We start from the raw sequence: 26,879 nt of genomic DNA on the forward strand, positions 1-26,879 counted from the left end.
AGTGGGAGAAGCGATTGTTATTACTTCTGGCAAAGGTGGCGTTGGCAAAACAACAACGACGGCAAATCTCGGAACAGCGCTAGCACTATTAGGAAAGCGTGTCTGTCTTGTTGACACCGATATCGGTTTGCGCAATCTTGACGTCATTATGGGGTTAGAAAATCGCATCATTTATGATCTTGTCGACGTTATCGAAGGACGTTGCACGGTTCAAAAAGCGCTCGTGAAGGATAAGCGGTTTGAAGATCGTCTGTATTTATTACCAGCTGCCCAAACGAGCGACAAGTCTGCGGTTACGCCGGAACAAATGAAACAACTCATTGACGATTTAAGACAAGATTACGATTATATTTTAATTGATTGTCCTGCGGGTATTGAACAAGGATATAAAAATGCTGTTGCAGGAGCGGATGAAGCGATTGTTGTGACGACACCAGACATTTCCGCTGTTCGCGATGCGGATCGAATTATCGGTCTGCTTGAAAAAGAGGAGCATATGAGACGCCCGCGTTTAATTATTAATCGCATTCGCAGCCATATGTTAAAAAATCATGATATGTTAGACATTGATGAAATTGTCATGCACTTATCTATCGACTTACTTGGTATTATTGTTGATGACGAACACGTTATTAAAGCGTCAAACAATGGTGAGCCGATTGTTCTCGATCCGAATAGCAAAGCCTCAATAGCATATCGCAACATTGCTCGGCGCCTTCTCGGCGAATCAGTGCCGCTCATGTCGCTCGATGATGAAGAACAAAAAGGCTTTTTCTCGAAAATTAGAAAATTGTTTAGCGCTCGCTAGCACTTCCGATTGGAGGTGCTTTTTTCATTCATATCTTCCCGATTTCCCCATACATATAATACAAATAGGACGAGAGGGGTGGGAGTGTGAGCGATCGAATTGAACATATTCGAAAACGAATCGCCAAGCGGAAAAAGGAGCGTGAACGTTACGTTCAAACGATGTTGACGAATTGGGGCGAAGATGAAAAATACGGAAACCCAACGGTTGTGACGTACGAAGGGGAGCGTGAATCGTCGCTGTTTCGCAAAGATATATTTTTATTTAAAAGCTTCCTCGCAGCACTATTATTTTTTAGTGTGGCCATTTTGTTTCAATATGATTCTCCGAAAATGGAAGGAGCTCGTACGTTTGTCAAACACGTGATGGAAAAAGATTTTCAGTTTGCGACCGTTGCTCAATGGTATGAAAAAACATTTGGCAAGCCGCTTGCATTTTTTCCAGTAAAAAAGCAACAAGAAACAACAGCAGCATATGCTTTCCCTGCTTCAGCGCGCGTTGTAGAAACGTTCGAACATAATGGACAAGGCGTTGTCATTGAAACTGATGAATCGATTAAAGCAGTCGAAGAAGGGATTGTCGTATTTGCAGGAGTGAAAGAACCGCATGGAAAAACAGTCATTATTCAACATGCAGACGGAAGTGAAACGTGGTATGGAAAATTATCGGCTATTTCTGTAAAGCTATATGATTTTATTGAGGCGGGAAAAGAAGTAGGAAAAGCGGAGGAGAATAATCAAAAACGTATATTTTATTTTGCTGTTAAACAAGGGGATCATTTTATTGATCCAATTCAGGTGATTTCCTTTGAATAAGTGGCTATCTATTTTCATGAACATTCATATCCATCCGCTTTTTTGGTTTATTGCACTTATGGCGATTATGACTGCTCAATTTCAGACGCTTCTTTTGTTGTTTTGGATTGTTCTTTTGCACGAACTTGGACACGTTATAGCGGCACATTTGTTTTCATGGCGTGTGAAACGCATCTTACTTTTGCCGTTTGGTGGGGTAGCTGAGATGGATGAACATGGGAATCGTCCGTTCCATGAAGAATTAATCGTGATACTGGCAGGTCCATTCCAGCATATTGTTATTTTTTTTATTGTATATATAGCACACAGCGCCAACATGCTATCGGATGAGTGGTATAAGCAACTGCTTGAGTACAATTTATCCATTTTACTCATTAACTTATTACCGATTTGGCCGCTCGATGGAGGAAAGTTATTGTTCCTTTACCGCACAATGCGTACATCGTTTCGACGTGCGCACGAACAAACGCTTTATGCGTCATCTTTGTTTTTAATCGCATGTTTTATTACTTTACTTATTTTTGCGCCAATGCAAATCAATTTATGGATCATCGGTCTTTTTTTAGCACATGCCATTTGGGTTGAATGGAAGCAACGAACGTACGTATGGATCCGTTTTTTACTTGAACGTTACTACGGAAAACGAATCGAATATCGGGCATTGAAGCGTCTTGTCGTCGATGCAAATGATCCGTTATTTCGCGTTCTTCTTTTGTTTCATCGCGGAAAAAAACATGCGATCCTCGTCAAAAAAAATCAAATAGAAATGGAACTTGATGAAAATGAATTGTTGTATGCTTATTTTCATGAGAAACGAACGAATGAACCGATCGGCCATTTAATTTTTACGTATTGACAATTGTTTTCTTTTTATGCTATCATCTTCTATGTTGTGTAGCACCCGTGCTACAACCGCTCAGCTAAGGCTATTTAAGCGTTCGCTTGAACCGCCTCGCAGCTGGCGAGTCTGAGTCTAATTTAGGAGGTGCAAATATGTACGCGATTATTGAAACTGGTGGAAAACAAATTAAAGTACAAGAAGGCCAAGCAATTTACATCGAGAAAATTGATGCAGCGGAAGGCGAAACAGTAACATTTGACAAAGTGTTATTTGTAGGTGGCGGAAACGTAAAAGTTGGTAATCCTACAGTCGCTGGCGCAACAGTAACGGCGAAAGTTGAAAAACATGGTCGTCAAAAGAAGATCATCGTTTTCAAATATAAGCCAAAGAAAAACTATCGTCGTAAGCAAGGTCATCGCCAACCATACACAAAAGTTGTCATCGAAAAAATTAACGCATAAGGCGTAAGCGATGATTCGTATAACAATTGATCGAACGTCAGAAGGGACGATTCGTTCCTTTACCATTAGCGGACACGCCCAGTTTGCGAAGCGTGGACAAGATATTGTATGTGCAGGTGTATCAGCTGTTTCGTTTGGTGCGGTCAATGCAATCGTCGCCTTGACGAATGTGAAACCGATCATTCAACAAGGAAAAGATGGCTATCTTCATTGCGAACTTCCGACAATTGAAGATGCGAAAGTGCTAGCCGATGTGCAACTTCTTCTTGAAGGAATGATCGTGTCGCTCCAAACGATTGAGCGTGATTACGGTGAATACGTCAACATAACGACGAAAACGTTGTAGGAGGTGACACGACATGTTGCGTTTAGATCTTCAGTTTTTCGCATCGAAAAAAGGGGTAGGTTCAACAAAGAACGGTCGTGATTCGATCGCAAAACGTCTTGGCGCGAAGCGTGCAGACGGTCAATTCGTCACAGGCGGTTCTATTCTTTACCGTCAACGTGGAACAAAAATTTACCCAGGATTAAACGTAGGACGCGGTGGTGACGACACACTTTACGCGAAAGTTGACGGCATCGTTCGTTTTGAGCGCATGGGTCGCGATCGTAAAAAAGTGAGCGTTTATCCTGTTGTAAAAGAAGCATAAAGAAGTGGAAAACTCTAACCGGCTTGGTTAGGGTTTTCTTTTTGTTAGCGTATGTTATAATTATAGTCAAAATGTTTATGGGAGAATGAATGATGGAGAAGCGGTGGACGATTGTGGAGGCATTGCGTCATTCCAGGCACGATTGGCTCAATAAAATTCAGTTAATTAAAGGAAATTTATCTTTGCAACGGATTGATCGGGTGAATGAGATCATTCAACAAATTATCATTGAGGCAGAAAATGAAGCGAAGCTAACGAATTTACAAATAGAGCAGTTCGCTGAATTGCTTATGACGTACCATTGGCAAGCACGTCATATTCAACTCGAGTATGACGTGTTAGGAGAGCCACGTTCATTACATGCATATGATCATATGCTCGTTACATGGTGTCAAACATTTTTACATATGCTTGAGGAATGTTCTTCTCCACATGTTGAAAACTATGTAACGATTACGATCGATTTAACAGAGAAAAATGTACGATTATTTGTTGATTATCGTGGCATGCTTCAAAAACTAGAGACGGTAAAAACATGGATTCAAGACCATAAGCAATATGATGCACTTACACTTTGTGATTGCGTCATTCAACAACATGAATTAATGATATGTGTAACTATTTCATCTTTTTAAATAAAAGGTGAAAAGATCGGAGGAGGAAAACGATGTTTGTTGATCAAGTGAAAATATACGTGAAAGGTGGCGACGGTGGAAACGGAATGGTCGCGTTTCGGCGCGAAAAATACGTTCCAAAAGGCGGTCCAGCGGGGGGAGACGGTGGAAAAGGTGGCGACGTCGTATTTGTTGTTGATGAAGGATTGCGAACGTTAATGGATTTTCGCTATCAACGCCATTTTAAGGCGCCACGTGGTGAACATGGCATGTCGAAAAATCAACATGGAAAAAACGCCGAAGATTTAATTGTCAAAGTGCCACCAGGAACGGTTGTTATTGACGATGAGATGAAAGAAGTGATTGCTGATTTAACAGAACATGGACAACGATTTGTCGTAGCAAAAGGTGGTCGCGGAGGACGAGGAAATACTCGATTTGCGACCGCATCGAATCCGGCGCCAGAAATTGCTGAAAACGGGGAGCCGGGACAAGAACGATACGTGACGTTAGAATTAAAACTGCTTGCTGATGTTGGACTTGTCGGTTTCCCAAGCGTCGGTAAATCGACGCTATTGTCCGTCGTTTCAGCAGCGAAACCGAAAATTGCAGACTATCATTTTACGACGATCGTTCCAAATTTAGGTGTCGTTGAAACAGAAGATGGCCGTAGTTTCGTTATGGCTGATTTACCAGGTCTTATTGAAGGTGCTCATCAAGGAGTTGGACTCGGACATCAATTTTTACGTCATATTGAGCGAACACGTGTCATTGTGCATGTCATTGATATGGCTGCCATTGAAGGACGAGATCCGTACGAAGATTATGTAGTGATTAACGAAGAATTAAAACAATATAATTTACGCCTAACAGAGCGACCACAAATTATTGTGGCGAATAAAATGGATATGCCACATGCGGAGGAACATTTGCAACAATTTAAACAAAAATTAAACGAAGATGTGCCGATTTTCCCAATTTCAGCAGTCACTCGTCAAGGGATTCGTGAACTGTTATTTGCCATTGCTGATTTGCTTGAGACGACGCCAGAATTTCCTCTTTATCCACAAGAGGAAGAAGCAATTCATCGCGTTGTTTACAAGCTCGAAAAAGAAGAAGCCCCGTTTCATATTACGCGCGATGATGATGGAACGTTTATTTTATCAGGGGAAAAGATTGAAAAGCTGTTCAAAATGACCGATTTTTCACGAGAAGAGTCCGTGCGTCGTTTTGCGCGTCAGTTGCGCTCACTTGGGGTGGATGATGCGCTGCGCGCTCGCGGAGCAAAAGATGGGGATATTGTGAAACTATTGAATTACGAATTTGAATTTGTTGATTAATGCGAAAGGGGGCGCTTGTGCGGTGGATAAAAAGTTTTACCTAGTGCGTGAAGATGTATTGCCTGAGGCGATGAAAAAAGTATTGGCTGCAAAAGAATTAATTGAGCGAAAAAAAGTCGATTCCGTCGCTGACGCTGTGCAACTTGTTGATGTGAGCCGAAGCGTTTTTTATAAATACCGCGACGCCGTTTTTCCATTTCATACGATGGTTCGTGAACAAATTATTACGCTTTTTTTCCATTTAGAAGACCGTTCAGGCACCCTTTCAAAGCTATTAAGCGTTGTTGCAGCGGCCAACTGTAACGTGCTTACGATTCATCAAACGATTCCGCTTCAAGGGCGTGCAAACGTCACGCTATCGATGAGTACAAGCGAGATGACGATGACGATTGATGAGCTAATTTCGCAACTAAAACAGCTGCCTTTTGTTGAAAAAGTAGAGATTCTTGGGTCAGGGGCGTAGAGAGGAGAAGAAAGGTGAAAATCGGATATTTAGGACCAAAAGGGACGTTCACGCATGCGGCTGTTGAAGCTGTTTTCCCTCATATTCTGAACGTTCCATATCATACGATTCCGCAATGCATGGACGCTGTGCGTGACGGCGAAGTAGAGCTGGCCGTCGTTCCGTTAGAAAATGCGCTTGAAGGTTCTGTCAACTTGACGATTGATTATTTAATTCATGAATGCAATTTGCCAATTGTGGGGGAAATTATCGCACCAATTGAGCAACATTTGCTTGTTCATCCATCTCGATCGGAGCATTGGATGCATGTTGAACGTATTTATTCACATTCACATGCGATTGCTCAATGCCATAAGTTTTTACATCGTCATTTAAAAGAGGCAACGTATGAATACGTCACTTCAACAAGTGCAGCAGCTAAATATGTGAGCGAACATCCCAACGAAAAAATCGCAGCGATTGGCAATCGTCTTGCTGCAAAACAATACGGTTTAGCGATTGCGAAAGAAAACATTCATGATTATGACTACAACCATACGCGTTTTATTGTTTTGCATCGTGAACGTTGTTTATTGCCTGTAAAAGATCAAGAAGACGGTTTTAAGACAACGTTGATGGTTATGTTGCCGAAAGATCAAGCAGGAGCGCTTCATCAAGTGTTATCGGCGTTTGCGTGGCGAAAGCTCAACTTAACAAAAATTGAATCACGACCAGCAAAAACAGGACTTGGAAATTACTTTTTTATCATTGATATCGATCAAAAAATGGATGACGTTTTAATCCCTGGAGCGATTGCAGAACTAGAAGCACTTGGCTGTACGGTGCAACTATTAGGTAGTTATCCGTATTATACGGTGAAAAAAACATCCCTCGTGTAAAGGGATGTTTTTTATTCGATCAAAAATCCTGCTTGTTTTAAAGCAGCGCATGCTTCATCTAACTTTTCTACGCAATCGGCTTCAAGTGTGTGCAAATGCACGCCGTCCGTCAGTTGAGATAAATAGGCGGATTTCGTCTCGTTAATTTTTCGAATAAACTCATCCACTTCTAACCGATTGCTGACCATAATGGATGCTGTCAAGTCACCATATACCGGATGTTCAATTTTGACGTCCTTAACAGTGACGCCATGGTCGACAATCATATACAGTTCTTCTTTCGTCTGTTCGGGTGTGTGACAACAAGCGATCACGCGCGTGTGCATATGAGTAGAAGAAGATGATAAATATAAGTACCCTTGACTTGTTGCAATAATCGGTTCGTTTCTTGCTTTTAATAAGGAAATATCTTGAACAATGACTTGACGACTTACGTTTGTTTTATTCGCCAATTCTGTGCCTGTCATCGGGCGATGATTCTCCTTCAGCCATTGCAAAATGAGTGCCCGTCGTTCTTCCCCTAGTAATTTTTTTTCTTTTCTCATGTTGACATCCTTTCTTTTTGAAGCTGTTCAAGTACAGAAACAACCGTTTCTACATCATTTTTTGTTGTACGTACACCAAACGATAGACGAATGAACTGCTTCGCTTCATCTTCCTCCTTGCCGATGGCGATCATCGTTTTTGAAGGTGCTTGCTTTCCGACTTGACATGCGCTGCCAGTAGAAATCGCAATCCCATGACGATTGCAGTGCAACATGACATATTGCCCTTCAAAGCCGTGGACGAGACAGCCAACGATTTGTGGCAATTGGTCAGTTGGATGCTCAAAAACTGTTATCGGCAGTTGTTTTTGGGCGATTTGTTCAACAAAGTACCGACGCAATTCACTCATGTGTTGTTGAACTGTTTTTCGCTTATTTTCGGCTTCATGCGCAGCGGTTGTAAATGAAGCGATGCCCGGCACGTTGACAGTTCCCGGTCGAAATCCGCCTTCATGTGTTGTGTTTGGTAGCCACATGTGCCAACGCACGCGTGGGTTCATGTAAACAGCACCCACCCCTTTTGGACCATAAATTTTATGGCTAGAGATAGATATGCTATCAAGGTGGAACTGTTTCACATCTATCGGTATTTTACCAAAAGTTTGTACACAATCGCTATGAAAGACAATTTGTTTTTTCTTTAATAACTCCCCAACTCGTTTTAACGGCTGAATCGTACCGATTTCGGAATTCGCATGTTGAATAGACACAAGAATCGTTTCCTCTGTCAATGCCCGTTCAAGCGCTTCAATATTTACTTGCCCGAAACGATCAACGGGCACGTACGTAACGGTAAATCCTTCTTGTTCAAGCTGAGCGCATACAGCATGAACGGAAGCGTGTTCGACGCTTGATGTAATAATATGCTTTCCTTTATGACGATGGGCATAAGCAAGCGAACGAATGGCGAGAACGTTTGCTTCTGTTCCTCCACTTGTGAAATATACTCCTTTTTCTTCACCACCAACGAGTTGAGCGATTTGTTTTCGGCAAACGGTAAGCAGCTCATTTGCCGCTGTTCCGATGTCATGAAGACTGCTTGCGTTTCCGAAATATTTTTTTGCACTTTCTACATAGACGGCTAATGCTTCTTCACTCATTGGCGTCGTTGCAGCATAATCTAAATAAATCATCACGTTCACCAACTTCCAAAACAAAAGTCTTGTCATCAGTTTAAATATATGTCAATATAGGTGTCAAGACAGTATGAAATGGAGGAACATCCATGCGTGAAGCGGATGTGATTATTGTTGGTAGCGGCCTTGCAGCGTTAATGGTTGCCTACCATTTATGTGAGTATAAAAATGTGATTATTTTCACGAAGTCAAATAAAGAAACAAGTAATTCTTGGCTTGCTCAAGGAGGAGTGGCAGCTGCCATTCATCCGAATGATCATTGGCTATCTCACTATGAAGATACGATCATCGCAGGATGTGAACACAATAATGATGAGGCGGTACGTATTTTAGTTCAAGAAGGACGTGAGGCAATTCAACATTTTATGAACATCGGTTTTTTATTTGATGTGGACGAACGTGGCCAGCTCCTTTTTGGACAGGAAGGTGCGCATCGCATGAAGCGTATTTTACATGCTGGAGGAGATGCGACTGGAAAAAATATGGTGTCCTTCTTATTTGAGAAGCTTTCCGGACGCGTGACGTTTATTGAAAACGATCCTGTCATTGATTTACTTGTTTCTGATGGGCATTGTGTGGGCGTACAGACGAAACATAGAACGTATACCGCCAATGCAACGGTTATTGCAACAGGTGGAATTGGACAGTTGTACACGTTTACATCGAACGCTGAAACGGCAACAGGTGATGGAATTGCAATGGCGTATCGCGCAGGTGCAGCTGTTACGGATATGGAGTTTGTACAGTTTCATCCGACAATGCTCTATGTGAATGGAAAGGCGGTCGGTCTCATTTCCGAAGCGGTGCGTGGTGAAGGAGCCATTTTAGTGACCGATGACGGTCGTCAAGTGATGGATGGGGTGCATCCACAAAAAGATTTAGCTCCACGTGACGTCGTATCCCGAGCGATTGACCATGAAATCAAAAACGGTCATCGCGTATTTTTAAATATTTCTATGATCCCACACTTCCCATCCCGTTTTCCGACGATCACATCCCTTTGTGAGCGCTATCACGTCGATTGGCGTAGCGGACTCATCCCTGTTGTTCCGGGAGCCCATTTTTTAATGGGAGGGATCGTTGTAAATATGGATGGGGAAACGACGCTACCGGGATTGTATGCGGTTGGAGAGGCAGCATGTACAGGTGTACATGGTGCAAACCGTTTAGCGAGCAATTCGTTGCTTGAAGCGTTTGTCTTTAGTAGAAGATTGGCTTTTCACTTATTGCAAAAAGCAGAGCAACATCGGAAGTTAAAGAAAAGTGAAAGAAAAGAAAATCACTTATGTATCGTGTTACCAACAAGAGACGAAATTCAGCATGTAATGACGCAATATGTTGGCATTGTTCGCGATTATGACAAATTGTTTCAAGCAAAACGATGGTTTGAACAATATTCCATTCATGAACTCGTCACCGTGGCACCTGAGGAGGATGATGAGAAACGTACGATCATATATATGTTAATCGTTGGATGGCTTATCACAACTTCCGCTTTGCAAAGAAAAGAAAGTCGCGGTGCTCACTATCGAAGCGATGAACCGTTTGAAAAAATGTATTGGGAAAAACGACGTATCATACGCACGAAAGCAGAGCATTTCACGAAGGAGGGGTTCCGTTGAATGAGTTAAGGTTAAAAGAACTACTCAAACAGTTTTTTTTAGAAGATATTGGAGAACGTGATGTGACGAGCGAAACGATTTTTTCTCCGATGGATGAAGGAAGGGCGATATTTGTTGCCAAAGAAGATGGGATGATCGCAGGCGTATCGATTATTGAAATCGGGTATAAGTTATTACACTCGTCGATCGCATGTCAATTGTATAAACGAGATGGAGAACGTGTGAAAAAAGGGGAACCGATTGCCGTTGTTTCCGGTCCAATGATTCCGCTTTTATCAGGTGAGCGCGTCATTTTAAACTTACTTCAGCGCATGAGTGGTATTGCCACGTTGACAAACCAAGCCGTTCGAGCACTTAACAGCAATCATACACGCATTTGTGATACACGAAAAACAACACCAGGACTTCGCATGTTAGAAAAATATGCGGTGACATGCGGTGGTGGATATAATCATCGTTTCGGTTTATATGATGGAGTGATGATTAAAGATAATCATATTGCGTTTTGCGGGTCGATTAAAAAAGCAGTAGAACGTGTTCGTTCCCAACTTGGTCATATGGTAAAAATTGAAGTAGAAACGGAAACGAAACAGCAAGTCATCGAAGCGGTTGAAGCAGGAGCGGATATCATTATGTTTGATAACCGTACACCAGAAGAAATTCGTGAATTTGTCCAACTCGTTCCATCGTCGATCATCACAGAAGCTTCAGGCGGAATTACGCTTGAAAATATTGCACAATACCGGGATACAGGGGTTGACTACATTTCATTAGGCATGTTAACGCACTCAGCAAAAGCGCTAGACATTAGTTTAAACGTGCAGTAGGAGGAATAAAGAATGAACGTATTACAATTGATGCAACAACAAGATGCGATGCCAGAGACGTATAAACAGTTGTCGGTTGAAGAAATGGAAGAACGAGTGGCTCGTGTCAAACAAAAGCTCGGCGCTCGTTTATTTATCCCAGGTCACCATTATCAAAAGGACGAAGTCATTCAATTTGCAGATGCGACAGGCGATTCATTACAATTGGCGCAAGTGGCAGCGAAAAATAAAGAAGCTGAATATATTGTATTTTGTGGCGTCCATTTCATGGCGGAAACTGCTGATATTTTAACGAGTGATGAACAAATCGTCATTTTGCCAGATATGCGTGCAGGCTGTTCGATGGCTGATATGGCAGAAATTGAACAAGTGGAACGAGCATGGCCTATATTACAACAACTGTTTGGCGATACGATTTTACCGTTAACGTACGTCAACTCTACAGCTGCAATTAAAGCGTTTGTCGGTTTACATGGCGGTGCAACAGTAACATCATCAAATGCGAAAAAAATGGTCGCATGGGCGTTTACCCAAAAGGAGCGTATTTTCTTTTTGCCTGACCAACATTTAGGAAGAAATACAGCATACGATCTCGGTGTTCCGTTAGAGCAAATGGCTGTATGGGACCCGATAACAAATACATTGCAATATGAGGGAGATGTCCAACAAATTAAAGTGATTTTATGGAAGGGGCATTGTTCCGTTCATGAAAACTTTACAGTAAAACATATTGAACATATTCGAAAAACGAAGCCAGATATGAAAATTATTGTTCATCCAGAATGTAGCTGGGAAGTGGTGCAACAAGCAGATGATGCAGGATCGACGAAATATATTATCGAAACGATTGCCAACGCACCAGCAGGAAGCAAATGGGCGATCGGAACAGAAATGAATTTAGTAAATCGCATCATTCAGCAACATCCAGATAAAGAAATCGTGTCGTTAAACCCGTATATGTGTCCATGTTTAACGATGAATCGCATTGATTTACCGCACTTACTTTGGGCGCTCGAATCGCTTCATGAAGGAACAGTTGTAAACCGTATTACCGTGCCAAAAGATGTAGCGGAAGGAGCGATGTTAGCACTTGAGCGCATGTTAGCCCGTGCATAAGATCGGCATTTTTTTGCCGGTCTTTTTTATTTTTATCATAAAAAAAGCTTTCTGTTCATAAGTTATGTTGAAGCCTAGTAGCGACAAGCTGAACATGACATACACGTCACGTCTGAACATAGGAGGGGGAAACACGTGAAAATTCATATCGTTCAAAAAGGAGATACCCTTTGGAAAATTGCGGAGAAATACGGAGTTGATTTTGAAGAGCTAAAAAAAATGAACGCTCATTTAAGTGATCCAAATTCCATTATGCCGGGGATGAAAATTAAAGTACCAACACCAGCCGCACCAGCGAAACCAGTCAAAAAGGAAACACCGAAAGTTTCAGTTGATGTGGATATTCATGTAAACAAAAAAGAGCAACCATTACAACAACCGCAAAACGTTGAACCGATAGCAAAAGAAATTCCAATTGCAAAGACATCGGAGAAAAAAGAAGAACCGAAACAAGAGATGCCGCTTTTGCCGCCAAAGCCGCCAAATATTATGCCGAATATGATGGAACATGACGAAGATATGCAAATACCACCATTTCCAGATATTCCACCGATTCCACCAACACAAGCGCCAATGATGGAGGAGCAACCACAACAACCGATGCAGCCGCAGCCTGCTCCAATGCCTTTGCCGATGCCAATGCCGTGCATTCCTATTTCGCCAGTGATGCCAGGATACGGTTTTTATCCGTGGTTTCCGCCAATGTATCCAATGATGCCGTGGACATATCCACAAAACATGGCAAACAACGATGATTGCGGATGCGGTGAACCGAAACCGACACCTTATCTGCCACAAATGCCAACAGGTGAATATTCTCAACAGTCGCAACCGATGATGCCGCAGATGCCAACAGGTGTAGGGGAGTATTCACAACAACCGCAACAAGCATCATATCCACAACAAATGTATGGTGAAAACGTGCCGATGATGCCACAGCAAATGTATATGCCACAGCCAGCTATGCCATATGGTCCGTACGGATGGCAGCAAATGTGGCCGGTACAGCCATACGGAGTAAACCCATATTTTTCTGTTCCTTATCGTGAGGATGAAGAGGGGCAATAATGTCGCCTCTTTTTCTTTTTGCTTTTTGTGTGATAAAATGAACATGATGATGTAAAAAGAAAGGGATGTACATACATGGAACAAAAAATTGAGAGGTTAATTGCATGGCTTCGTGAACGCGTACAGGAAGCAGGGATGAATGGAGCGATTGTCGGGATTAGTGGCGGCATTGATTCTGCGGTCGTTGCCCATTTAATTAAGCGAGCGTTCCCTAATCACTCATTAGGGCTTATTATGCCATGTAAAAGCAATCCAAAAGATCAAGAAGATGCATTAAAAGTTGTAGAAAGTTGTGGCATTGATTATCATGTCATCGACTTAACAGAAACACATCGCGTATTATTCGGTGAAATTGAGAAACAACTAAAAGAAAAGGGGCAATGGAACGAGCAAGCTGCACGCCTTGGTGATGCGAATACACGTGCACGTCTGCGTATGACGACGTTGTATGCGGTCGCAAATAATTATGGTTACCTCGTCGTCGGGACGGATAATGCAGCGGAGTGGCATACAGGCTACTTTACAAAATACGGTGACGGTGGCGTTGATTTAGTTCCGCTCGTTCATTTTACAAAAGGCGAAGTGCGCGAAATGGCTCGTATTCTCGGTGTACCTGAAGAAATTATTACGAAAGCGCCTAGCGCAGGTCTTTGGGAAGGACAGACAGACGAAAACGAAATGGGTACAACATACGACATGATTGACAAATATTTAAAAGGTGAGCCAATTCCAGAACGCGACCGCGAAATTATTGAACGGCTTCATGAACGTTCACATCATAAGAGACAATTAGCCATTGCTCCACCAAAATTTTAACAGCGATAAAACCCCTTTTTTGCGCCAAGCTAATGGTGTAGACGCATTGTCTACAAAAGCGAAAAGGGGGTTTTTCCTTTGCGGAAGCGAATCGTCGCTCTCGGTACAGTCCTCGCACTTAGCGGGTTAGTTGCTTGTAATAATCAAGCGCTTGATACACGTTATACTGATCGCACACGTCCGATCGGATATTACTCAAACGAAAACGATATGACTGGGTTTCAATATGGTCGCTACGGTACAGAGCGTTTAAACGGAAACGTTCGTCAAGTGCGTGACAATGATGGACCGATTACGGAAATGCTCGATCGTGGCATGAACCGAACAACACGAACACCGCAAGTGGATCGAAATTTTAGTCGCGCTGATCGCAACTATCACGGGCATTTAAATACGATGGATGAACGTACGCGCCCATCGTATTACCGTAACTATAACGGGGCGTTAGCTGAAAAAATTGCGAAGCGTGCCGCAAGCGTCGCCAACGTCAAAGATGCACGTGCTGTTGTTTCAGGGGATCGTGTCGTCGTGGCAGTATCAACGACAGAAAAGAATACAACGCGTATTGAACGTCTCGTTCGTCAAGCGATCGCCCCATATACAGCGGGTAAAACCGTTCGCGTAGTTGCAAATGAAAGTATGTACAACCGTATTCGTACGCTTGACAACGATATTCGCGACGGTGGTCCAATGGATCAACTAGAGCGTGATATTCGCGACATATTTAACGATATGGGCGATATGATCGAACGCCCATTCATGAATCGCGGATAAAAGAACAGGGGCTTCCCCCTGTTCTTTTTTATGCATTTTTGTTATAGTTTTTATGGACATTTTTCACATATGAGAGGGGATCCGAATGGCAGGACATTCTAAGTGGAAAAATATTCAACGTCGCAAAAATGCACAAGATGCGAAACGTGGAAAACTATTTATGAAATTGGCGAAGGAAATTTACGTGGCGGCAAAAATGGGCGGTGGCGATCCAACAACAAACGCTACGTTGCGTCTTGCGATTGAAAAAGCAAAATCAGCTAACATGCCGAACGAAAATATTGAACGTGCCATTAAAAAAGCAACGGGAAATCAAGAGCATACACATTATGAGGAAATTCGTTATGAAGGGTATGGACCAGGCGGCGTAGCGGTCATGGTGATTTGCTTAACCGACAATAAAAATCGGACGGCTTCCAATGTTCGTGTAGCATTTTCAAAAAATGGTGGAAACTTAGGGGAGACGGGATGCGTTTCGTATTTATTTGATCGAAAGGGATTAATAGTCATCGCACGTGAAGGTTTAGATATAGATGAAGATGAGATGTTGTTACAAGCGATTGAAGCTGGCGCAGATGAAATGGAGACGACGGAAGACGCATTTGAAATTTATACATCCCCAGAACAGTTCGAGCAAGTAAAAAATACGTTAGCTGCGCAAGGATTTGTATTTGCAACAGCTGAAATAACAATGATTCCGCAAACGTATACGACGTTAACAGGTGACGATTTAACGAAAATGTTAAAACTGATTGATATGCTTGAAGACGATGATGATGTACAAGAAATTTATCATAACTTAGATGAATCGATGTTAGAATAAACGGTCTTGCGATGGCAAGACCGTTTAATTTTGGAGAAAATGGTCAACATATGAATGAGGTGAGAACGATGAATATTGTACTGACACTATGGCTTAGTTTATTTTTGGCACAGAGTGCATCCTCTGTACACATGACAATCATTTTAGAGACCGTATATATGGATGGGGAAGTGAGTGAGGAAATAAAGGAAGAAACGGTAACATCGATGAAAGACATTTGGAACAAATATAAAGATTGGCATCTGGTCAATATGGATGACGAGCAAATTGTTTTTCAACGATATGTTGACGATTTGTCACCATTAACGAAAGCAGGATATTTCGGTCTTACTAAAGATGGAACACTTTCTATTTTTGAAGGAAAGCCAGGTGAATCCTCTCGTGTGATCCAGTCGTTTTTTCAAATTGATGTAAAAAAACTTGAAAGTCATGAACGGGAGAAATTAGAAAAAGGCATTTCTGTTCGTTCGAAAAGAAATTACAAACGTGTCATTGAAGCGTATGAGCCGTTTGGAAAATAAGCCCGCACATCAAGCGGGCTTTCTTAATATGTTTAATCGTGTCTTGCTGTACGCTTTCCGCTTTTCTCATCTTATGTTAAAATGAAAGGCGTGGGAAAAGGAGGACGAGCCGTTGATTGAATTTATTCGTGGATACGTCGATTACGTTTGTCCGGAATATATCGTTGTTGAAAATAATGGAATAGGCTATCAAATTTTTACCCCAAATCCGTTTTCATTTCACATTAGCAAACAGGAACAGATCATCGTATATACATATCATTATGTGCGTGAAGATGTGCTTGCGCTTTACGGATTTCACACTCGCCAAGAGCGAACGTTATTTGCTAAACTATTGCAAGTATCAGGCATCGGACCGAAAGGGGCGCTCGCCATTTTAGCGGCTGGCCAGCTTGAGCAATTGGTTGAAGCGATTGAAGCAGAAGATGATAAGTTTTTATGTAAGTTTCCAGGCGTCGGGAAGAAAACAGCACGGCAAATGATTTTAGATTTAAAAGGAAAACTGCAAGCCATTGTACCTGATGCTTTCCCAAATTTATTTACAGAACCGTTTGAAGCGATAGACTCGCTTTCTGAAGCGCTTGAAGCGTTAAAGGCGCTCGGTTATTCGGACAAAGAAATTCAAAAAGTCATGCCGATTTTAAAACAAGAGCGGTTATCGACAGAAGGATATATTAAGCTCGCTTTACAAAAACTACTGAAGTAAGGGGGATGCATGATGGAAGAGCGTCTCATTTCAAGCGCAGCTGACTATGATGATGCATCGCTTGAATATAGTCTTCGCCCAAAACAGTTACGGGAATATATAGGACAACAAAAAGTAAAAGAAAACTTAACCGTATTTATTGAAGCAGCGAAAATGCGCGGAGAGACGCTTGATCATGTGTTGTTGTATGGGCCGCCGGGGCTTGGAAAAACGACGCTTGCCGCTATTATTGCAAATGAAATGGGTGTACAATTGCGTACAACAGCCGGACCAGCGATTGAGCGCCCTGGGGATCTAGCTGCCATTTTAACAACGCTTGAGCCTGGTGATGTACTATTTATTGATGAAATACATCGTTTGCCGCGAGCAGTGGAGGAAGTATTGTATCCAGCAATGGAGGACTTTTGTTTAGATATTGTCATCGGTAAAGGACCGGCTGCTCGTTCGGTTCGTCTCGATTTACCACCGTTTACGCTCGTAGGGGCAACAACAAGATCTGGCGCACTCTCTGCTCCGCTTCGTGATCGTTTTGGTGTGTTAAGTCGTTTAGAATATTACACTTCCGAGGAGCTCGCCCATATTGTAAAACGAACAGCGCACATTTTTGCGGTAGAAATCGAGGAAGAGGCGGCGTTTGAAATTGCACGTCGCTCGCGAGGTACACCGCGTATCGCAAACCGATTGTTGCGACGTGTACGTGATTTTGCTCAAGTGCGCGGTGATGGAACGATTACGTTTCTCTTAGCAAAGGAAGCACTCGAGCAATTACAAGTCGACCGTTTAGGATTAGACCATCTTGACCATAAACTACTAAAAAGCATGATGGAAAAATTCCGAGGTGGCCCAGTCGGATTAGAAACGATTGCAGCAACCATTGGGGAAGAAGCGCAAACGATTGAAGATGTATATGAACCGTATTTGTTGCAAATCGGCTTTTTACAACGAACACCGCGTGGACGAATCGTTACACCGCTTGCATACAACCATTTCGGTTTGGAGGTGCCGCAATGACGAACTTACCAAAAACAATTATGCTCATTGGTGTTGTTCTTATCATTGTCGGTTTTTTGATGCAATTTATTAAACTTGGGCGTTTGCCAGGAGACATCGTCATTAAAAAAGAAAATGCAACATTTTATTTCCCGATCATGACATCAATCATTTTAAGTGTCGTTTTATCGCTTATTTTTTACATTATCGGTCGTTTTCGCTAATAGAATAAAGAAAGGAACGTGGATATGAAAGTCGATTTATTTGATTTTTATTTGCCGGAAGAACTCATTGCCCAAACCCCGCTTCCAAATCGAGAAGCGTCACGTCTCATGGTGCTCGATAAAAGAACAGGCAAAGTAACGCATGAGCCAACATTTCGTTCCATTTTATCTTATTTGAAAGAAGGCGATTGCCTTGTTTTAAACGATACGCGTGTATTGCCAGCTCGTCTGTATGGAGAAAAAGAAGGAACAGGGGCACATATTGAAGTGCTCTTATTAAAACAGCTCGATGGCGATCAATGGGAGACGCTTGTCAAGCCGGCGAAGCGCGTGAAAATCGGAACGACGCTTTCATTTGGTGACGGTCGTTTACGCGCGGAGTGTGTTGCTGAGCTTGAGCACGGTGGGCGCATTCTTTCATTTTCGTATGATGGCATTTTTCTTGAAGTACTGGAGTCGCTTGGCGAAATGCCGCTCCCTCCGTATATTAAAGCACAGCTTCATGACCGCGAAAGATATCAAACGGTTTATGCACGTGAAGCAGGCTCAGCTGCGGCTCCGACAGCAGGGTTACATTTTACAGAACAACTTCTTGAAGATGTACGGAAAAAAGGGGTGCATCTTGCTTTTATTACGTTGCACGTCGGATTAGGAACGTTTCGTCCGGTCAACGTAGAAAACATTGAAGAACATGATATGCATGCGGAGTTTTATCAAATGTCAGAAGGAACTGCGCAATTGCTGAACGATGTAAAAGCAAAAGGCGGACGCATTATCGCTGTTGGGACGACTTCAACACGCACATTGGAGACGATCGCATCCCGTCACGATGGAACGTTTGTTGCTGAAAGCGGCTGGACGGACATTTTTATTTATCCGGGCTATACGTTTCGTGCCATTGACGGAATGATTACAAATTTCCATTTGCCAAAATCGACGCTCATTATGCTTGTTAGTGCGTTAGCTGGACGAGAGCATGTATTGCGCGCTTACGAAGAAGCAGTAAAAGAGCGTTACCGATTTTTTAGCTTTGGTGATGCGATGCTCATTATATAGATTGAGAAAGGGGACTATATGTGACACCAATTCGTTACGAACTCATTAAAACATGTAAACAAACGGGCGCGCGTCTTGGCATTCTTCATACACCGCACGGCTCGTTTGAAACACCGATGTTTATGCCTGTCGGTACACTTGCGACCGTAAAGACGCTTTCACCTGAAGAATTAAAGGAGATGGGAGCAGGCGTCATTTTAAGCAATACGTATCATTTATGGCTTCGACCAGGGCATGACATCGTCAAAGAAGCCGGTGGTCTCCACTCATTTATGAACTGGGATCGTGGCATTTTAACGGACTCTGGTGGGTTTCAAGTGTTTAGTTTAAGCGAATTTCGCCGCATTGAAGAAGAAGGCGTATATTTCCGAAATCATTTAAACGGTGATAAATTATTTTTATCGCCAGAAAAAGCGATGGAAATTCAAAATGCGCTCGGGTCTGATATTATGATGGCATTTGACGAATGCCCACCATATCCTGCAACGCATGAATATATGAAGCGGTCAGTTGAGCGAACGAGCCGTTGGGCAGAGCGGTGCTTAAAAGCACATCAACGTCCGAATGAGCAAGGACTATTCGGCATCGTACAAGGCGGAGAGTTTGAAGATTTGCGCAAACAAAGCGCTCAGGACCTAGTGTCGCTTGATTTTCTAGGATATGCGGTTGGCGGCTTGTCCGTTGGTGAGCCGAAAGAAGTGATGAATCGCGTATTAGAATTTACAACGCCATTACTGCCAGCAAATAAACCACGTTATTTAATGGGGGTAGGCTCTCCTGATTCACTTATTGACGGAGCGATTCGCGGTATTGATATGTTTGACTGTGTGTTACCGACGCGCATTGGTCGCAACGGAACGGTCATGACAAGTGAAGGTCGGGTCGTCATTAAAAATGCCAAATATGCGCGTGATTTTTCACCGCTTGATCCGAACTGTGATTGTTATACGTGCCGTAATTATACGCGTGCATATATTCGCCATTTAATTAAATGCGATGAAACATTTGGTATCCGCCTTACATCTTACCATAACGTGTACTTTTTGATAAAATTAATGGAGCAAGTGCGACAAGCGATTCGGGAAGATCGCCTTGGCGATTTCCGTGAACAGTTTTTTGAACAATACGGTTTTAATAAGCCGAATGCGAAAAACTTTTAGAAAGGGGTGAAAATATGGAAACTGTAGCGAGCTTACTACCACTTATTTTATTCTTTGCGATTTTTTACTTTTTGCTAATCCGCCCGCAACAAAAACGCCAAAAGGCTGTTCAACAAATGCAGGCGAACTTGCAAAAAGGAGACAAAGTCATTACGATTGGCGGATTGCACGGCATCATCGATTCACTTGATGAAAATACGGTCGTCATTCGCGCGGGTGACGGCTCACGTCTTACATACGACCGCGCAGCCATTCGTGAAGTCGTGAATGAAAAATAAGACAGGTTTGTTGCCTGTCTTATTTTTATGCGCTTCGTGAACGAGATGTCGCTACGTTAACACCAATCATCCCGCCGATGATAGCTGTGACGAGAAACCCTGCGTGGTATCCCCACTGTTCGATTGAAAACGTTCGGTCCATGCCAAGAAATTGAAATAAAAAAATGATTGTTGTAAAGATGATGCCCGTTGCTCCACCAAGCATCCAACCGCGCGTTTTTCCTTTCCCACCTGCAATAAACCCACCAAAAAATAACGATAAAAATGCGAGAACGTGCATGACCCATTGCAATGATGTTTCATCATAACTTGTCAACTTCAACAAAAGAGCGAATATAAAGCTACATAAGATAGAGCTTATAAAAATCGTTATGACCCCATGAAAAATAGCGCGAATCATTCGTCCCCCTCCTTCCTGCATTTAGTACAAACATATTCGGTCGTCCATTTGTTTAGAATAAAAACGTAGAACAAATAAGGGGGAATCGTCGTGGAGTACGTAACGATTATTTTACGGACGTTATTGTTGTATGGCGTTATTTTATTTATTTTTCGTATCATGGGAAAGAGAGAAATTGGCGAGTTGAGCATCTTAGATTTAGTTGTTTTTATCATGATTGGGGAAATGGCAGTCATTGCGATTGAACAGCCGAGAGACCCGATTTTTCACACGATTGTGCCGATGATTGTATTAACGATTGCCCAGATTGCTTTTGCATATTTTTCTTTAAAAAGCGAAATGTTTCGTCGTCTCGTTGATGGGTCACCGACGGTCATTATTAACAACGGAAAAATTGATGAAAAAGCGATGCGAAAACAACGATACAACTTTGATGATTTGCTTATTCAATTGCGTGAAAAAAATATTAAAAACATTGCGGATGTCGAATTTGCCATTTTAGAGCCGTCTGGCAAACTGTCCGTATTTGAAAAAGAAAAAGGAAAAAAGAAAACACCGTCTTTAGCGTTGCCGCTTATTAAAGACGGTATCATTCAAGAAGAACATTTAGCGCTCATCAATCGAACGAGCGCATGGTTAATGAAGCAACTAAAAAAGCGCGGATATGAGCGGATTGATAACATTTCGTATTGTACATATGAAAAAGGAATGTTTTATATTGACGAAAAAGATGAGTGACTATCGGAACAATTGGCGAAACTCATCTTTTTCAATTAGGCGAAACGCTTGAGCGAGAGTGAGATATATGAACGTCATGATCGTGATGGCGACAATGGTTTTGACAAGCAATGAAAATGGTAAAAACGGAACGATCCAATGCCCAACCGTCGCCACAGAAATAATGACGATGAAATGTGCGACGTATAGTTTTACGTGCAAAGAAGGAGAAATGGCTTTCATGATCGTTGCTGCATGTAACAATGTAACAATCATGATACCAACCGTGATAGCTAGCGCAGCCCCCATAATGCCAAGCGATGGTTGGGAGGCGAGCCAAAAAATAAGCGCTGTTTTGACGATAGCACCGATCAAGCTATTTGTCATTGCTTCTTTTGCTAAATCGAGCGCTTGCAATACAGCTTGCAACGGACCTTGTAAGTAATAAAAGATGAAAAACGGGGCCATCACTTTGACAAAAATCGCCGCTTCATTTGCCCCATACATGAGTTGCATCATTTCTTCTGCCAATACGTACAACACAACAATAGACAGTCCCCCGGCTAAAAGTGATAACCGTACAGATTGATGTAGGCGATACTCGATTAGACGATATTGTTTTTGGGCAGCAGCTTCACTAATAGCCGGAACGAGTGAAGTGGCGAGCGCATATGTAATAAATGATGGAAGCATCAAAAGGGGCAGCGCATACCCAGTAAGCTCGCCGTATTGTTTTGTCGCATGGATGGCAGTGATGCCGGCAAGAGCCAAACTTTGTGCAACAACAATCGGTTCAAAAAACCAGGCGATGGATCCAATCATTCGGCTTCCAAGCGTGGGCACAGCAATGCGCATGAGTGAAACGAACGTATCCTTTCCTTCTTTTACGTAAGCGAAAAAGCGATAACGAATGCGAATCGGTTTTTTTCGTTTAAACGTAATGAATAAATAACCGAGTGATACAAATTCCCCAACGACTGCAGAAACCATCGCCCCTGCTGCTGCATATTCAACCCCGTATGGCAAAAAAGCGGTTGTAAAAGCAGCGATAAGCGTGATGCGCACTGCCTGTTCAAGTAATTGAGAATACGCATATGGTTTCATCTGTTGTCTTCCTTGAAAATATCCACGCAAAACGGAAGACACAGCGACAATTGGGACGACCGGTGCAACGGCAACGAGCGGGTAATAAACGCGCGCATCTGTAAACAATGTGTTAGAAAGAATGGGAGCGATGGCGAGTAGGGCTGGAAAAAAGATCGTACTTAAAACAATCGTAATAGATAGGGATACAACTAATATTTTTTTTATTTTTCGTCTGTCGCCCACTGCTTCCGCTTCAGCGACAAGCTTTGAAATAGCGACAGGGAGGCCGAACTGTGTAATCGTAATCGCTAATACAAGTGTCGGAACTGCCATCATATATAAACCGACGCCTTCTTCACCAATGAGACGAGCAACGACGATGCGATTAATAAAACCGAGTATGCGTGTCAACAATCCCGCAACAATTAAAATAATCGTTCCTTTCAAAAATTTGGACATGTTCCTCCCTACCTTCTCAAATGCGGTCATCTTTTATACAATGAAATATATGCACATGTTGGCCAAGCATGACAAAATGGGAGAGATGAATATGGACCGTGAACAATTAATGCCAGCGCTACAAAGTAAAGTAGATGAGTTAAAGTTGCTCGGTTATGAACAAGCAACAATTGAAGATGTATGGAATTGTTTAATGGTGAAAAAATGGAAAAAAAACAAAAAAGAAAAACGGTTGTTTGAGCTTGTAAATGATGTTTTATCGTTGCGGGCAAGCGATTATATGGCGTATGTTGTCCAAAAGGAGCAAAAGCACGATCGTTGGTTTACGGAAGAAGGGCTTTCGGAATTAGAACAATTGTTTTAATCGCTCGTTTGGAAATTGACAGAAAGTGTACTGTCATTCATAATTTGTTTTGTTGGTAAAAATTCTGGCAGACGCCAGAATAGAGGAGGATTTTTATGGTAAAACGTAGTCGCATCATTGCTTTTTTCCTTCTTGTCGTTTTACTAGGCGGCATGATGGGAACAACAGCAGAGAAAATCGTAAAAAATATGAAACTCGGTTTAGACTTGCAAGGTGGCTTTGAAATTTTATACGAAGTGAAGCCGACAAAAGAAGGAGAAAAAATTACGAAAGATGTGTTGCTTAGCACGGTAAGCGCATTAAATAAACGCATTAACGTGCTTGGGGTGAGCGAACCGCGCATTGATGTAGAAGGGAACGATCGTATTCGCGTTCAATTAGCGGGGGTGAAGGATCAAAATAAAGCGCGTGAAATTTTATCTACAGAGGCGAAGTTAACGTTTCGCGACGTACATGACAACGTATTAATGGATGGGAGCGACCTTGTCGAGGGAGGCGCGAAACAAACGTTTGATGATAAAGGAAAACCAAGTGTTGCAATTAAATTAAAAGATGCCAATAAGTTTAAAGAAGTCACGCAAAAAGTACTAAGTATGGCACCAAACAACGTGCTTGTCATTTGGCTTGATTTCGACGAAGGTGTTGACTCGTACGCAAAAGAAGTAGGAAAAGAGCATCCGAAGTTTATTTCGGCAGCACAAGTCAACGAAGTGTTCAATCAGACAGATGTTTCGATCGTTGGAAATTTCACTGTTGAAGAAGCAAAACAATTAGCTGATTTATTAAACGCAGGCGCGCTCCCTGTTGAGTTAAAAGAAATTTATTCCACATCGGTCGGTGCGCAGTTTGGTGAACAAGCGTTACAAAAAACGATTTTTGCTGGCGTCATCGGCATTGCGCTCGTCTTTTTGTTTATGCTTATTTTTTATCGTTTGCCGGGAATTGTCGCTGTCGTTACATTAAGCGTATATATTTATCTCATCTTGCTTGTCTTTGATTGGATGAACGGCGTATTGACGCTACCGGGAATTGCAGCACTCATTCTCGGGGTTGGCATGGCAGTCGATGCTAACATCATTACATACGAGCGTATTAAAGATGAGTTAAAGCTTGGCAAATCGCTCATGTCAGCATATCGCATCGGAAATCGCGGTTCTTTCGGTACCATTTTAGATGCAAACATTACAACGATTATTGCTGGTGTGGTTTTGTTTGCGTATGGGACGAGCTCTGTTAAAGGGTTTGCGACAATGCTCATTATTAGTATTTTAGCGAGCTTTATTACAGCAGTATATGGAACGCGTGTATTGCTCGGTTTGCTTGTGAAAAGTCGCGTGTTTGATAAAAAACCACATTATTTTGGCGTTAATCCAAAAGATGTATTAGATATTGCGAAAGTGACAGATGATACGGATGTGCCGACAAAGTTTGCACGTCTCGATTTTGTGAAACGAAGTAGGCTATTTTTTATCGTTTCAGGAGCAATGTTCGCCATCGGGCTTGTATTATTGCTAACTGCAAAATTAAATCTAGGGATTGATTTCTCTAGCGGTACGCGCGTTGATTTAATGAGCGAAAAACCACTGACAACAGAAGAAGTGAAGCAAGAGTTAAAACAATTACAGCTTGAACCGAAAGATGTCGTCTTGTCTGGCAATAACAATGAAATGGCCATTGTACGTTTTCTTGGGGTACTTGACCAAAAAGAAATTTCACAATTAAAATCACATTTTAAAGAAAAATATGGAATAGAGCCGAACGTAAGCACCGTATCGCCGACAGTCGGAAAAGAATTAGCGCGTAATGCGTTTATTTCCGTACTCATTGCTTCTATCGGCATCATCATTTATGTAACAGTTCGCTTTGAAATGTATATGGCAATTGCAGCTATTGTTGCGCTATTGCATGATGCATTTTTCATCATCGCTTTCTTCAGTTTAACCCGTTTAGAAGTCGATTTAACGTTTATTGCGGCTGTGTTAACGATCGTTGGTTATTCAATTAACGATACGATCGTGACGTTTGATCGCATTCGTTATTTAATGAAAAAGCGGAAAGTAAAAACGGTCGACGATTTAAAAGACATCGTCAACAAAGCATTACAACAAACGTTCGGTCGCTCGATCAATACGGTATTAACGGTCGTCTTCACAGTCATTGCGCTTTTATTATTCGGCAGTGAAGCCATTCGTAATTTCTCATTTGCATTGCTTGCTGGTTTAATTTCCGGCACATATTCTTCACTATTTATTGCCGCGCAATTATGGCTCATTTGGAAAGCAAAGCAATTGAAAAAAGGAAAACAAAAACGCGATCAATTAGAAGCTGAACCGGAAGTATAAACGTCGTGGCGCATGCCGCGACGTTTTTTCATAGCGTGAATAGGATACACTAAAAAAAAAACAAAAGGGAAAGGAAGCGAATGGGGTGAATGAACAAGCGCGCTTTCGACAAGCTCAATTTGCCGCAATGGTTGGTGTTGTCGGCAACGTTGTTTTAGCAGTAATCAAAGGATGGATTGGGATGATTGCAAACAGTAAGGCGTTGATTGCTGATGCGGTACATTCTGCTTCTGACGTAGCAGGATCGCTTGCTGTATGGATCGGGTTGCGTGTCGCAAAACAACCACCCGACGATGACCACCCTTATGGACATGGGAAGGCGGAATCGATCGCTGCGATTATTGTGGCAGTTTTACTTTTTCTCGTCGGGGTAGAAATTGGTACTTCTTCTTTTTCTTCTTTTTTTCAACCCATTGAACCGCCGAAAATGCTCGCTGTCTATGCTGTCGTTTTGTCCATTGTTGTGAAAGAGGCTATGTTTCGCTACAAGTATGCTTTAGGAAAGAAAATTAAAAGCGATGCCATTATTGTGAATGCGTATGAGCATCGTTCGGATGTTTTTTCTTCCATTGCAGCATGCATTGGCATTATTGCTGCGATGTTAGGTGAAACCTTACAAGCACCATGGCTCGTTTATGCTGATCCCGTTGCAGGGCTATTCGTTTCGTTGCTCGTTTTAAAAATGGCGTGGAAACTAGGAGCAGAGTCGATTCATCATGCACTTGATCATGTGTGGCACGAAGAAGAAACGGTGCATTTGCGCGAAGCTGTTCTTTCGTTTCCAGAAGTTAAACGTATCGATTCCCTTTTTGCACGCCAACACGGTCATTACGTCGTTGTTGATTTAAAAATTGCTGTCGCACCACATTTAACCGTTTCAGAGGCACATGAAATTGGGAAGAGGGTAAAAGAAAAGCTTTTATCGCTTCCACAAGTGCATAATGTGATGGTGCATATGAATCCATATGATGAACAATAA

The 26,879-nt window shown here is 42.2% G+C and carries 32 protein-coding genes and 1 other annotated feature; of the genes, 28 read left to right on the forward strand and 4 right to left on the reverse strand.

Features of this window, described 5'->3' with window-relative positions:
- The first annotated feature begins 1 nt into the window (after window position 1).
- From minD to pheA, 10 genes are all read left to right on the forward strand, one after another.
- Window positions 2-808, forward strand: a complete 807-nt coding sequence (gene minD, locus ASC42_RS11170) for a septum site-determining protein MinD (protein WP_032100211.1) — start codon at window positions 2-4, stop codon at window positions 806-808.
- Window positions 809-894: 86 nt separating this feature from the next.
- Window positions 895-1,623, forward strand: a complete 729-nt coding sequence (locus tag ASC42_RS11175) for a M23 family metallopeptidase (RefSeq protein ID WP_055441821.1) — start codon at window positions 895-897, stop codon at window positions 1,621-1,623.
- Window positions 1,616-2,479 (forward strand): site-2 protease family protein, encoded by an 864-nt coding sequence (locus tag ASC42_RS11180; protein ID WP_055441822.1) that lies wholly within the window; start codon window positions 1,616-1,618, stop codon window positions 2,477-2,479. Before ASC42_RS11175 ends, ASC42_RS11180 begins: the two co-directional genes overlap by 8 nt.
- Before the next feature lie 44 nt (window positions 2,480-2,523).
- Window positions 2,524-2,602: a sequence feature (ribosomal protein L21 leader region), on the forward strand.
- A gap of 14 nt (window positions 2,603-2,616) precedes the next feature.
- Window positions 2,617-2,925 carry a 50S ribosomal protein L21 gene (gene rplU / locus ASC42_RS11185; RefSeq protein WP_055441823.1) on the forward strand — a complete coding sequence of 103 codons (309 nt, stop codon included), beginning with the start codon at window positions 2,617-2,619 and terminating at the stop codon, window positions 2,923-2,925.
- Between the two features lie 10 nt (window positions 2,926-2,935).
- Window positions 2,936-3,271 carry a ribosomal-processing cysteine protease Prp gene (locus ASC42_RS11190; protein ID WP_055441824.1) on the forward strand — a complete coding sequence of 112 codons (336 nt, stop codon included), beginning with the start codon at window positions 2,936-2,938 and terminating at the stop codon, window positions 3,269-3,271.
- 13 nt (window positions 3,272-3,284) lie between these two features.
- Complete coding sequence (gene rpmA, locus ASC42_RS11195; RefSeq protein WP_003396301.1) at window positions 3,285-3,575, forward strand: 50S ribosomal protein L27; 291 nt, start codon at window positions 3,285-3,287, stop codon at window positions 3,573-3,575.
- Between the two features lie 92 nt (window positions 3,576-3,667).
- Window positions 3,668-4,210, forward strand: a complete 543-nt coding sequence (locus ASC42_RS11200; RefSeq protein WP_425339078.1) for a Spo0B C-terminal domain-containing protein — start codon at window positions 3,668-3,670, stop codon at window positions 4,208-4,210.
- 32 nt (window positions 4,211-4,242) lie between these two features.
- Window positions 4,243-5,529 (forward strand): GTPase ObgE, encoded by a 1,287-nt coding sequence (obgE, locus tag ASC42_RS11205; protein WP_055441826.1) that lies wholly within the window; start codon window positions 4,243-4,245, stop codon window positions 5,527-5,529.
- 22 nt (window positions 5,530-5,551) lie between these two features.
- Window positions 5,552-5,992 (forward strand): ACT domain-containing protein, encoded by a 441-nt coding sequence (locus ASC42_RS11210; RefSeq protein ID WP_055441827.1) that lies wholly within the window; start codon window positions 5,552-5,554, stop codon window positions 5,990-5,992.
- Window positions 5,993-6,006: 14 nt separating this feature from the next.
- Window positions 6,007-6,870 (forward strand): prephenate dehydratase, encoded by an 864-nt coding sequence (pheA, locus tag ASC42_RS11215; protein WP_055441828.1) that lies wholly within the window; start codon window positions 6,007-6,009, stop codon window positions 6,868-6,870.
- Window positions 6,871-6,881: 11 nt separating this feature from the next.
- On the opposite strand, the gene ASC42_RS11220 is transcribed toward pheA, so the two are convergent.
- The gene (locus tag ASC42_RS11220) at window positions 6,882-7,415 is read right to left on the reverse strand and encodes a transcription repressor NadR (protein ID WP_055441829.1); all 534 of its coding nucleotides are present in this window, start codon (window positions 7,413-7,415) and stop codon (window positions 6,882-6,884) included.
- Window positions 7,412-8,548, reverse strand: coding sequence for an IscS subfamily cysteine desulfurase (locus tag ASC42_RS11225; protein ID WP_055441851.1), 1,137 nt, complete (start codon window positions 8,546-8,548; stop codon window positions 7,412-7,414). Before ASC42_RS11225 ends, ASC42_RS11220 begins: the two co-directional genes overlap by 4 nt.
- A 92-nt stretch (window positions 8,549-8,640) precedes the next feature.
- Here ASC42_RS11225 and nadB point away from each other — a divergent pair, with 92 nt between their 5' ends.
- From nadB to yajC, 14 genes are all read left to right on the forward strand, one after another.
- A complete protein-coding gene (gene nadB / locus ASC42_RS11230; RefSeq protein WP_055441830.1) occupies window positions 8,641-10,173 on the forward strand; it encodes an L-aspartate oxidase in 1,533 nt (510 codons plus the stop codon).
- Window positions 10,170-11,000 carry a carboxylating nicotinate-nucleotide diphosphorylase gene (gene nadC / locus ASC42_RS11235; protein WP_055441831.1) on the forward strand — a complete coding sequence of 277 codons (831 nt, stop codon included), beginning with the start codon at window positions 10,170-10,172 and terminating at the stop codon, window positions 10,998-11,000. Before nadB ends, nadC begins: the two co-directional genes overlap by 4 nt.
- Before the next feature lie 12 nt (window positions 11,001-11,012).
- A complete protein-coding gene (gene nadA / locus ASC42_RS11240) occupies window positions 11,013-12,116 on the forward strand; it encodes a quinolinate synthase NadA (RefSeq protein WP_055441832.1) in 1,104 nt (367 codons plus the stop codon).
- A 135-nt stretch (window positions 12,117-12,251) separates the two neighbouring features.
- Entirely contained in the window at window positions 12,252-13,184 is a 933-nt protein-coding gene (locus tag ASC42_RS11245) for a LysM peptidoglycan-binding domain-containing protein (protein WP_055441833.1), read from the forward strand.
- A 75-nt stretch (window positions 13,185-13,259) separates the two neighbouring features.
- Window positions 13,260-14,000 (forward strand): NAD(+) synthase, encoded by a 741-nt coding sequence (gene nadE / locus ASC42_RS11250; RefSeq protein WP_055441834.1) that lies wholly within the window; start codon window positions 13,260-13,262, stop codon window positions 13,998-14,000.
- Between the two features lie 78 nt (window positions 14,001-14,078).
- Window positions 14,079-14,774, forward strand: a complete 696-nt coding sequence (locus ASC42_RS11255; RefSeq protein ID WP_055441835.1) for a YhcN/YlaJ family sporulation lipoprotein — start codon at window positions 14,079-14,081, stop codon at window positions 14,772-14,774.
- An 85-nt stretch (window positions 14,775-14,859) separates the two neighbouring features.
- A complete protein-coding gene (locus tag ASC42_RS11260; RefSeq protein ID WP_055441836.1) occupies window positions 14,860-15,597 on the forward strand; it encodes a YebC/PmpR family DNA-binding transcriptional regulator in 738 nt (245 codons plus the stop codon).
- Between the two features lie 50 nt (window positions 15,598-15,647).
- Window positions 15,648-16,118 carry a BofC C-terminal domain-containing protein gene (locus ASC42_RS11265; RefSeq protein WP_080730272.1) on the forward strand — a complete coding sequence of 157 codons (471 nt, stop codon included), beginning with the start codon at window positions 15,648-15,650 and terminating at the stop codon, window positions 16,116-16,118.
- 112 nt (window positions 16,119-16,230) lie between these two features.
- Window positions 16,231-16,824 (forward strand): Holliday junction branch migration protein RuvA, encoded by a 594-nt coding sequence (gene ruvA / locus ASC42_RS11270; protein ID WP_055441837.1) that lies wholly within the window; start codon window positions 16,231-16,233, stop codon window positions 16,822-16,824.
- Window positions 16,825-16,836: 12 nt separating this feature from the next.
- Window positions 16,837-17,835 (forward strand): Holliday junction branch migration DNA helicase RuvB, encoded by a 999-nt coding sequence (gene ruvB / locus ASC42_RS11275; protein WP_055441838.1) that lies wholly within the window; start codon window positions 16,837-16,839, stop codon window positions 17,833-17,835.
- On the forward strand, window positions 17,832-18,038 hold the full coding sequence (locus ASC42_RS11280; RefSeq protein WP_032100191.1) for a DUF2905 domain-containing protein: 207 nt from the start codon (window positions 17,832-17,834) through the stop codon (window positions 18,036-18,038). Before ruvB ends, ASC42_RS11280 begins: the two co-directional genes overlap by 4 nt.
- Before the next feature lie 24 nt (window positions 18,039-18,062).
- On the forward strand, window positions 18,063-19,094 hold the full coding sequence (gene queA, locus ASC42_RS11285) for a tRNA preQ1(34) S-adenosylmethionine ribosyltransferase-isomerase QueA (protein WP_055441839.1): 1,032 nt from the start codon (window positions 18,063-18,065) through the stop codon (window positions 19,092-19,094).
- A 20-nt stretch (window positions 19,095-19,114) separates the two neighbouring features.
- A complete protein-coding gene (gene tgt, locus ASC42_RS11290) occupies window positions 19,115-20,254 on the forward strand; it encodes a tRNA guanosine(34) transglycosylase Tgt (RefSeq protein WP_055441840.1) in 1,140 nt (379 codons plus the stop codon).
- A 14-nt stretch (window positions 20,255-20,268) separates the two neighbouring features.
- Window positions 20,269-20,532 (forward strand): preprotein translocase subunit YajC, encoded by a 264-nt coding sequence (gene yajC, locus ASC42_RS11295; protein WP_006320470.1) that lies wholly within the window; start codon window positions 20,269-20,271, stop codon window positions 20,530-20,532.
- A 25-nt stretch (window positions 20,533-20,557) separates the two neighbouring features.
- On the opposite strand, the gene ASC42_RS11300 is transcribed toward yajC, so the two are convergent.
- Window positions 20,558-20,932 (reverse strand): TIGR04086 family membrane protein, encoded by a 375-nt coding sequence (locus tag ASC42_RS11300; protein ID WP_055441841.1) that lies wholly within the window; start codon window positions 20,930-20,932, stop codon window positions 20,558-20,560.
- 84 nt (window positions 20,933-21,016) lie between these two features.
- Between ASC42_RS11300 and ASC42_RS11305 the strand changes: the two genes are divergently transcribed.
- The gene (locus ASC42_RS11305) at window positions 21,017-21,670 is read left to right on the forward strand and encodes a DUF421 domain-containing protein (RefSeq protein WP_425339079.1); all 654 of its coding nucleotides are present in this window, start codon (window positions 21,017-21,019) and stop codon (window positions 21,668-21,670) included.
- Here the strand turns inward: ASC42_RS11305 and spoVB are convergent, their stop codons facing one another.
- Entirely contained in the window at window positions 21,671-23,194 is a 1,524-nt protein-coding gene (gene spoVB, locus ASC42_RS11310) for a stage V sporulation protein B (RefSeq protein WP_055441843.1), read from the reverse strand.
- 91 nt (window positions 23,195-23,285) lie between these two features.
- On the opposite strand from spoVB, the gene ASC42_RS11315 reads away from it, so the two are divergent.
- The 3 genes from ASC42_RS11315 (at window position 23,286) to ASC42_RS11325 (ending at window position 26,879) form a co-directional block, all read left to right on the forward strand.
- Window positions 23,286-23,558: a post-transcriptional regulator gene (locus tag ASC42_RS11315; RefSeq protein WP_055441844.1), complete on the forward strand. Its 273-nt coding sequence runs from the start codon at window positions 23,286-23,288 to the stop codon at window positions 23,556-23,558.
- A 95-nt stretch (window positions 23,559-23,653) separates the two neighbouring features.
- Window positions 23,654-25,900, forward strand: a complete 2,247-nt coding sequence (gene secDF / locus ASC42_RS11320) for a protein translocase subunit SecDF (RefSeq protein ID WP_055441845.1) — start codon at window positions 23,654-23,656, stop codon at window positions 25,898-25,900.
- Window positions 25,901-25,985: 85 nt separating this feature from the next.
- Window positions 25,986-26,879 carry a cation diffusion facilitator family transporter gene (locus ASC42_RS11325; protein ID WP_055441846.1) on the forward strand — a complete coding sequence of 298 codons (894 nt, stop codon included), beginning with the start codon at window positions 25,986-25,988 and terminating at the stop codon, window positions 26,877-26,879.

The sequence above is a fragment of the Anoxybacillus suryakundensis genome, from assembly GCF_001418025.1.
Lineage (GTDB): Bacteria > Bacillota > Bacilli > Bacillales > Anoxybacillaceae > Anoxybacillus > Anoxybacillus tengchongensis.

Bases quoted from the DNA above. Each gene is read 5' to 3' on its own strand.
- secDF (WP_055441845.1), top strand. From the start codon at position 23,654: ATGGTAAAACGTAGTCGCATCATTGCTTTTTTCCTTCTTGTCGTTTTA.
- ruvB (WP_055441838.1), top strand. From the start codon at position 16,837: ATGGAAGAGCGTCTCATTTCAAGCGCAGCTGACTATGATGATGCATCG.
- ASC42_RS11280 (WP_032100191.1), top strand. From the start codon at position 17,832: ATGACGAACTTACCAAAAACAATTATGCTCATTGGTGTTGTTCTTATC.
- ASC42_RS11260 (WP_055441836.1), top strand. From the start codon at position 14,860: ATGGCAGGACATTCTAAGTGGAAAAATATTCAACGTCGCAAAAATGCA.
- nadB (WP_055441830.1), top strand. From the start codon at position 8,641: ATGCGTGAAGCGGATGTGATTATTGTTGGTAGCGGCCTTGCAGCGTTA.
- ASC42_RS11200 (WP_425339078.1), top strand. From the start codon at position 3,668: ATGGAGAAGCGGTGGACGATTGTGGAGGCATTGCGTCATTCCAGGCAC.
- ASC42_RS11225 (WP_055441851.1), bottom strand. From the start codon at position 8,548: ATGATTTATTTAGATTATGCTGCAACGACGCCAATGAGTGAAGAAGCA.
- rplU (WP_055441823.1), top strand. From the start codon at position 2,617: ATGTACGCGATTATTGAAACTGGTGGAAAACAAATTAAAGTACAAGAA.
- ASC42_RS11220 (WP_055441829.1), bottom strand. From the start codon at position 7,415: ATGAGAAAAGAAAAAAAATTACTAGGGGAAGAACGACGGGCACTCATT.
- spoVB (WP_055441843.1), bottom strand. From the start codon at position 23,194: ATGTCCAAATTTTTGAAAGGAACGATTATTTTAATTGTTGCGGGATTG.
- rpmA (WP_003396301.1), top strand. From the start codon at position 3,285: ATGTTGCGTTTAGATCTTCAGTTTTTCGCATCGAAAAAAGGGGTAGGT.
- ASC42_RS11300 (WP_055441841.1), bottom strand. From the start codon at position 20,932: ATGATTCGCGCTATTTTTCATGGGGTCATAACGATTTTTATAAGCTCT.
- nadA (WP_055441832.1), top strand. From the start codon at position 11,013: ATGAACGTATTACAATTGATGCAACAACAAGATGCGATGCCAGAGACG.
- ASC42_RS11190 (WP_055441824.1), top strand. From the start codon at position 2,936: ATGATTCGTATAACAATTGATCGAACGTCAGAAGGGACGATTCGTTCC.
- yajC (WP_006320470.1), top strand. From the start codon at position 20,269: ATGGAAACTGTAGCGAGCTTACTACCACTTATTTTATTCTTTGCGATT.
- queA (WP_055441839.1), top strand. From the start codon at position 18,063: ATGAAAGTCGATTTATTTGATTTTTATTTGCCGGAAGAACTCATTGCC.
- obgE (WP_055441826.1), top strand. From the start codon at position 4,243: ATGTTTGTTGATCAAGTGAAAATATACGTGAAAGGTGGCGACGGTGGA.
- ASC42_RS11315 (WP_055441844.1), top strand. From the start codon at position 23,286: ATGGACCGTGAACAATTAATGCCAGCGCTACAAAGTAAAGTAGATGAG.
- ASC42_RS11265 (WP_080730272.1), top strand. From the start codon at position 15,648: ATGAATGAGGTGAGAACGATGAATATTGTACTGACACTATGGCTTAGT.
- nadE (WP_055441834.1), top strand. From the start codon at position 13,260: ATGGAACAAAAAATTGAGAGGTTAATTGCATGGCTTCGTGAACGCGTA.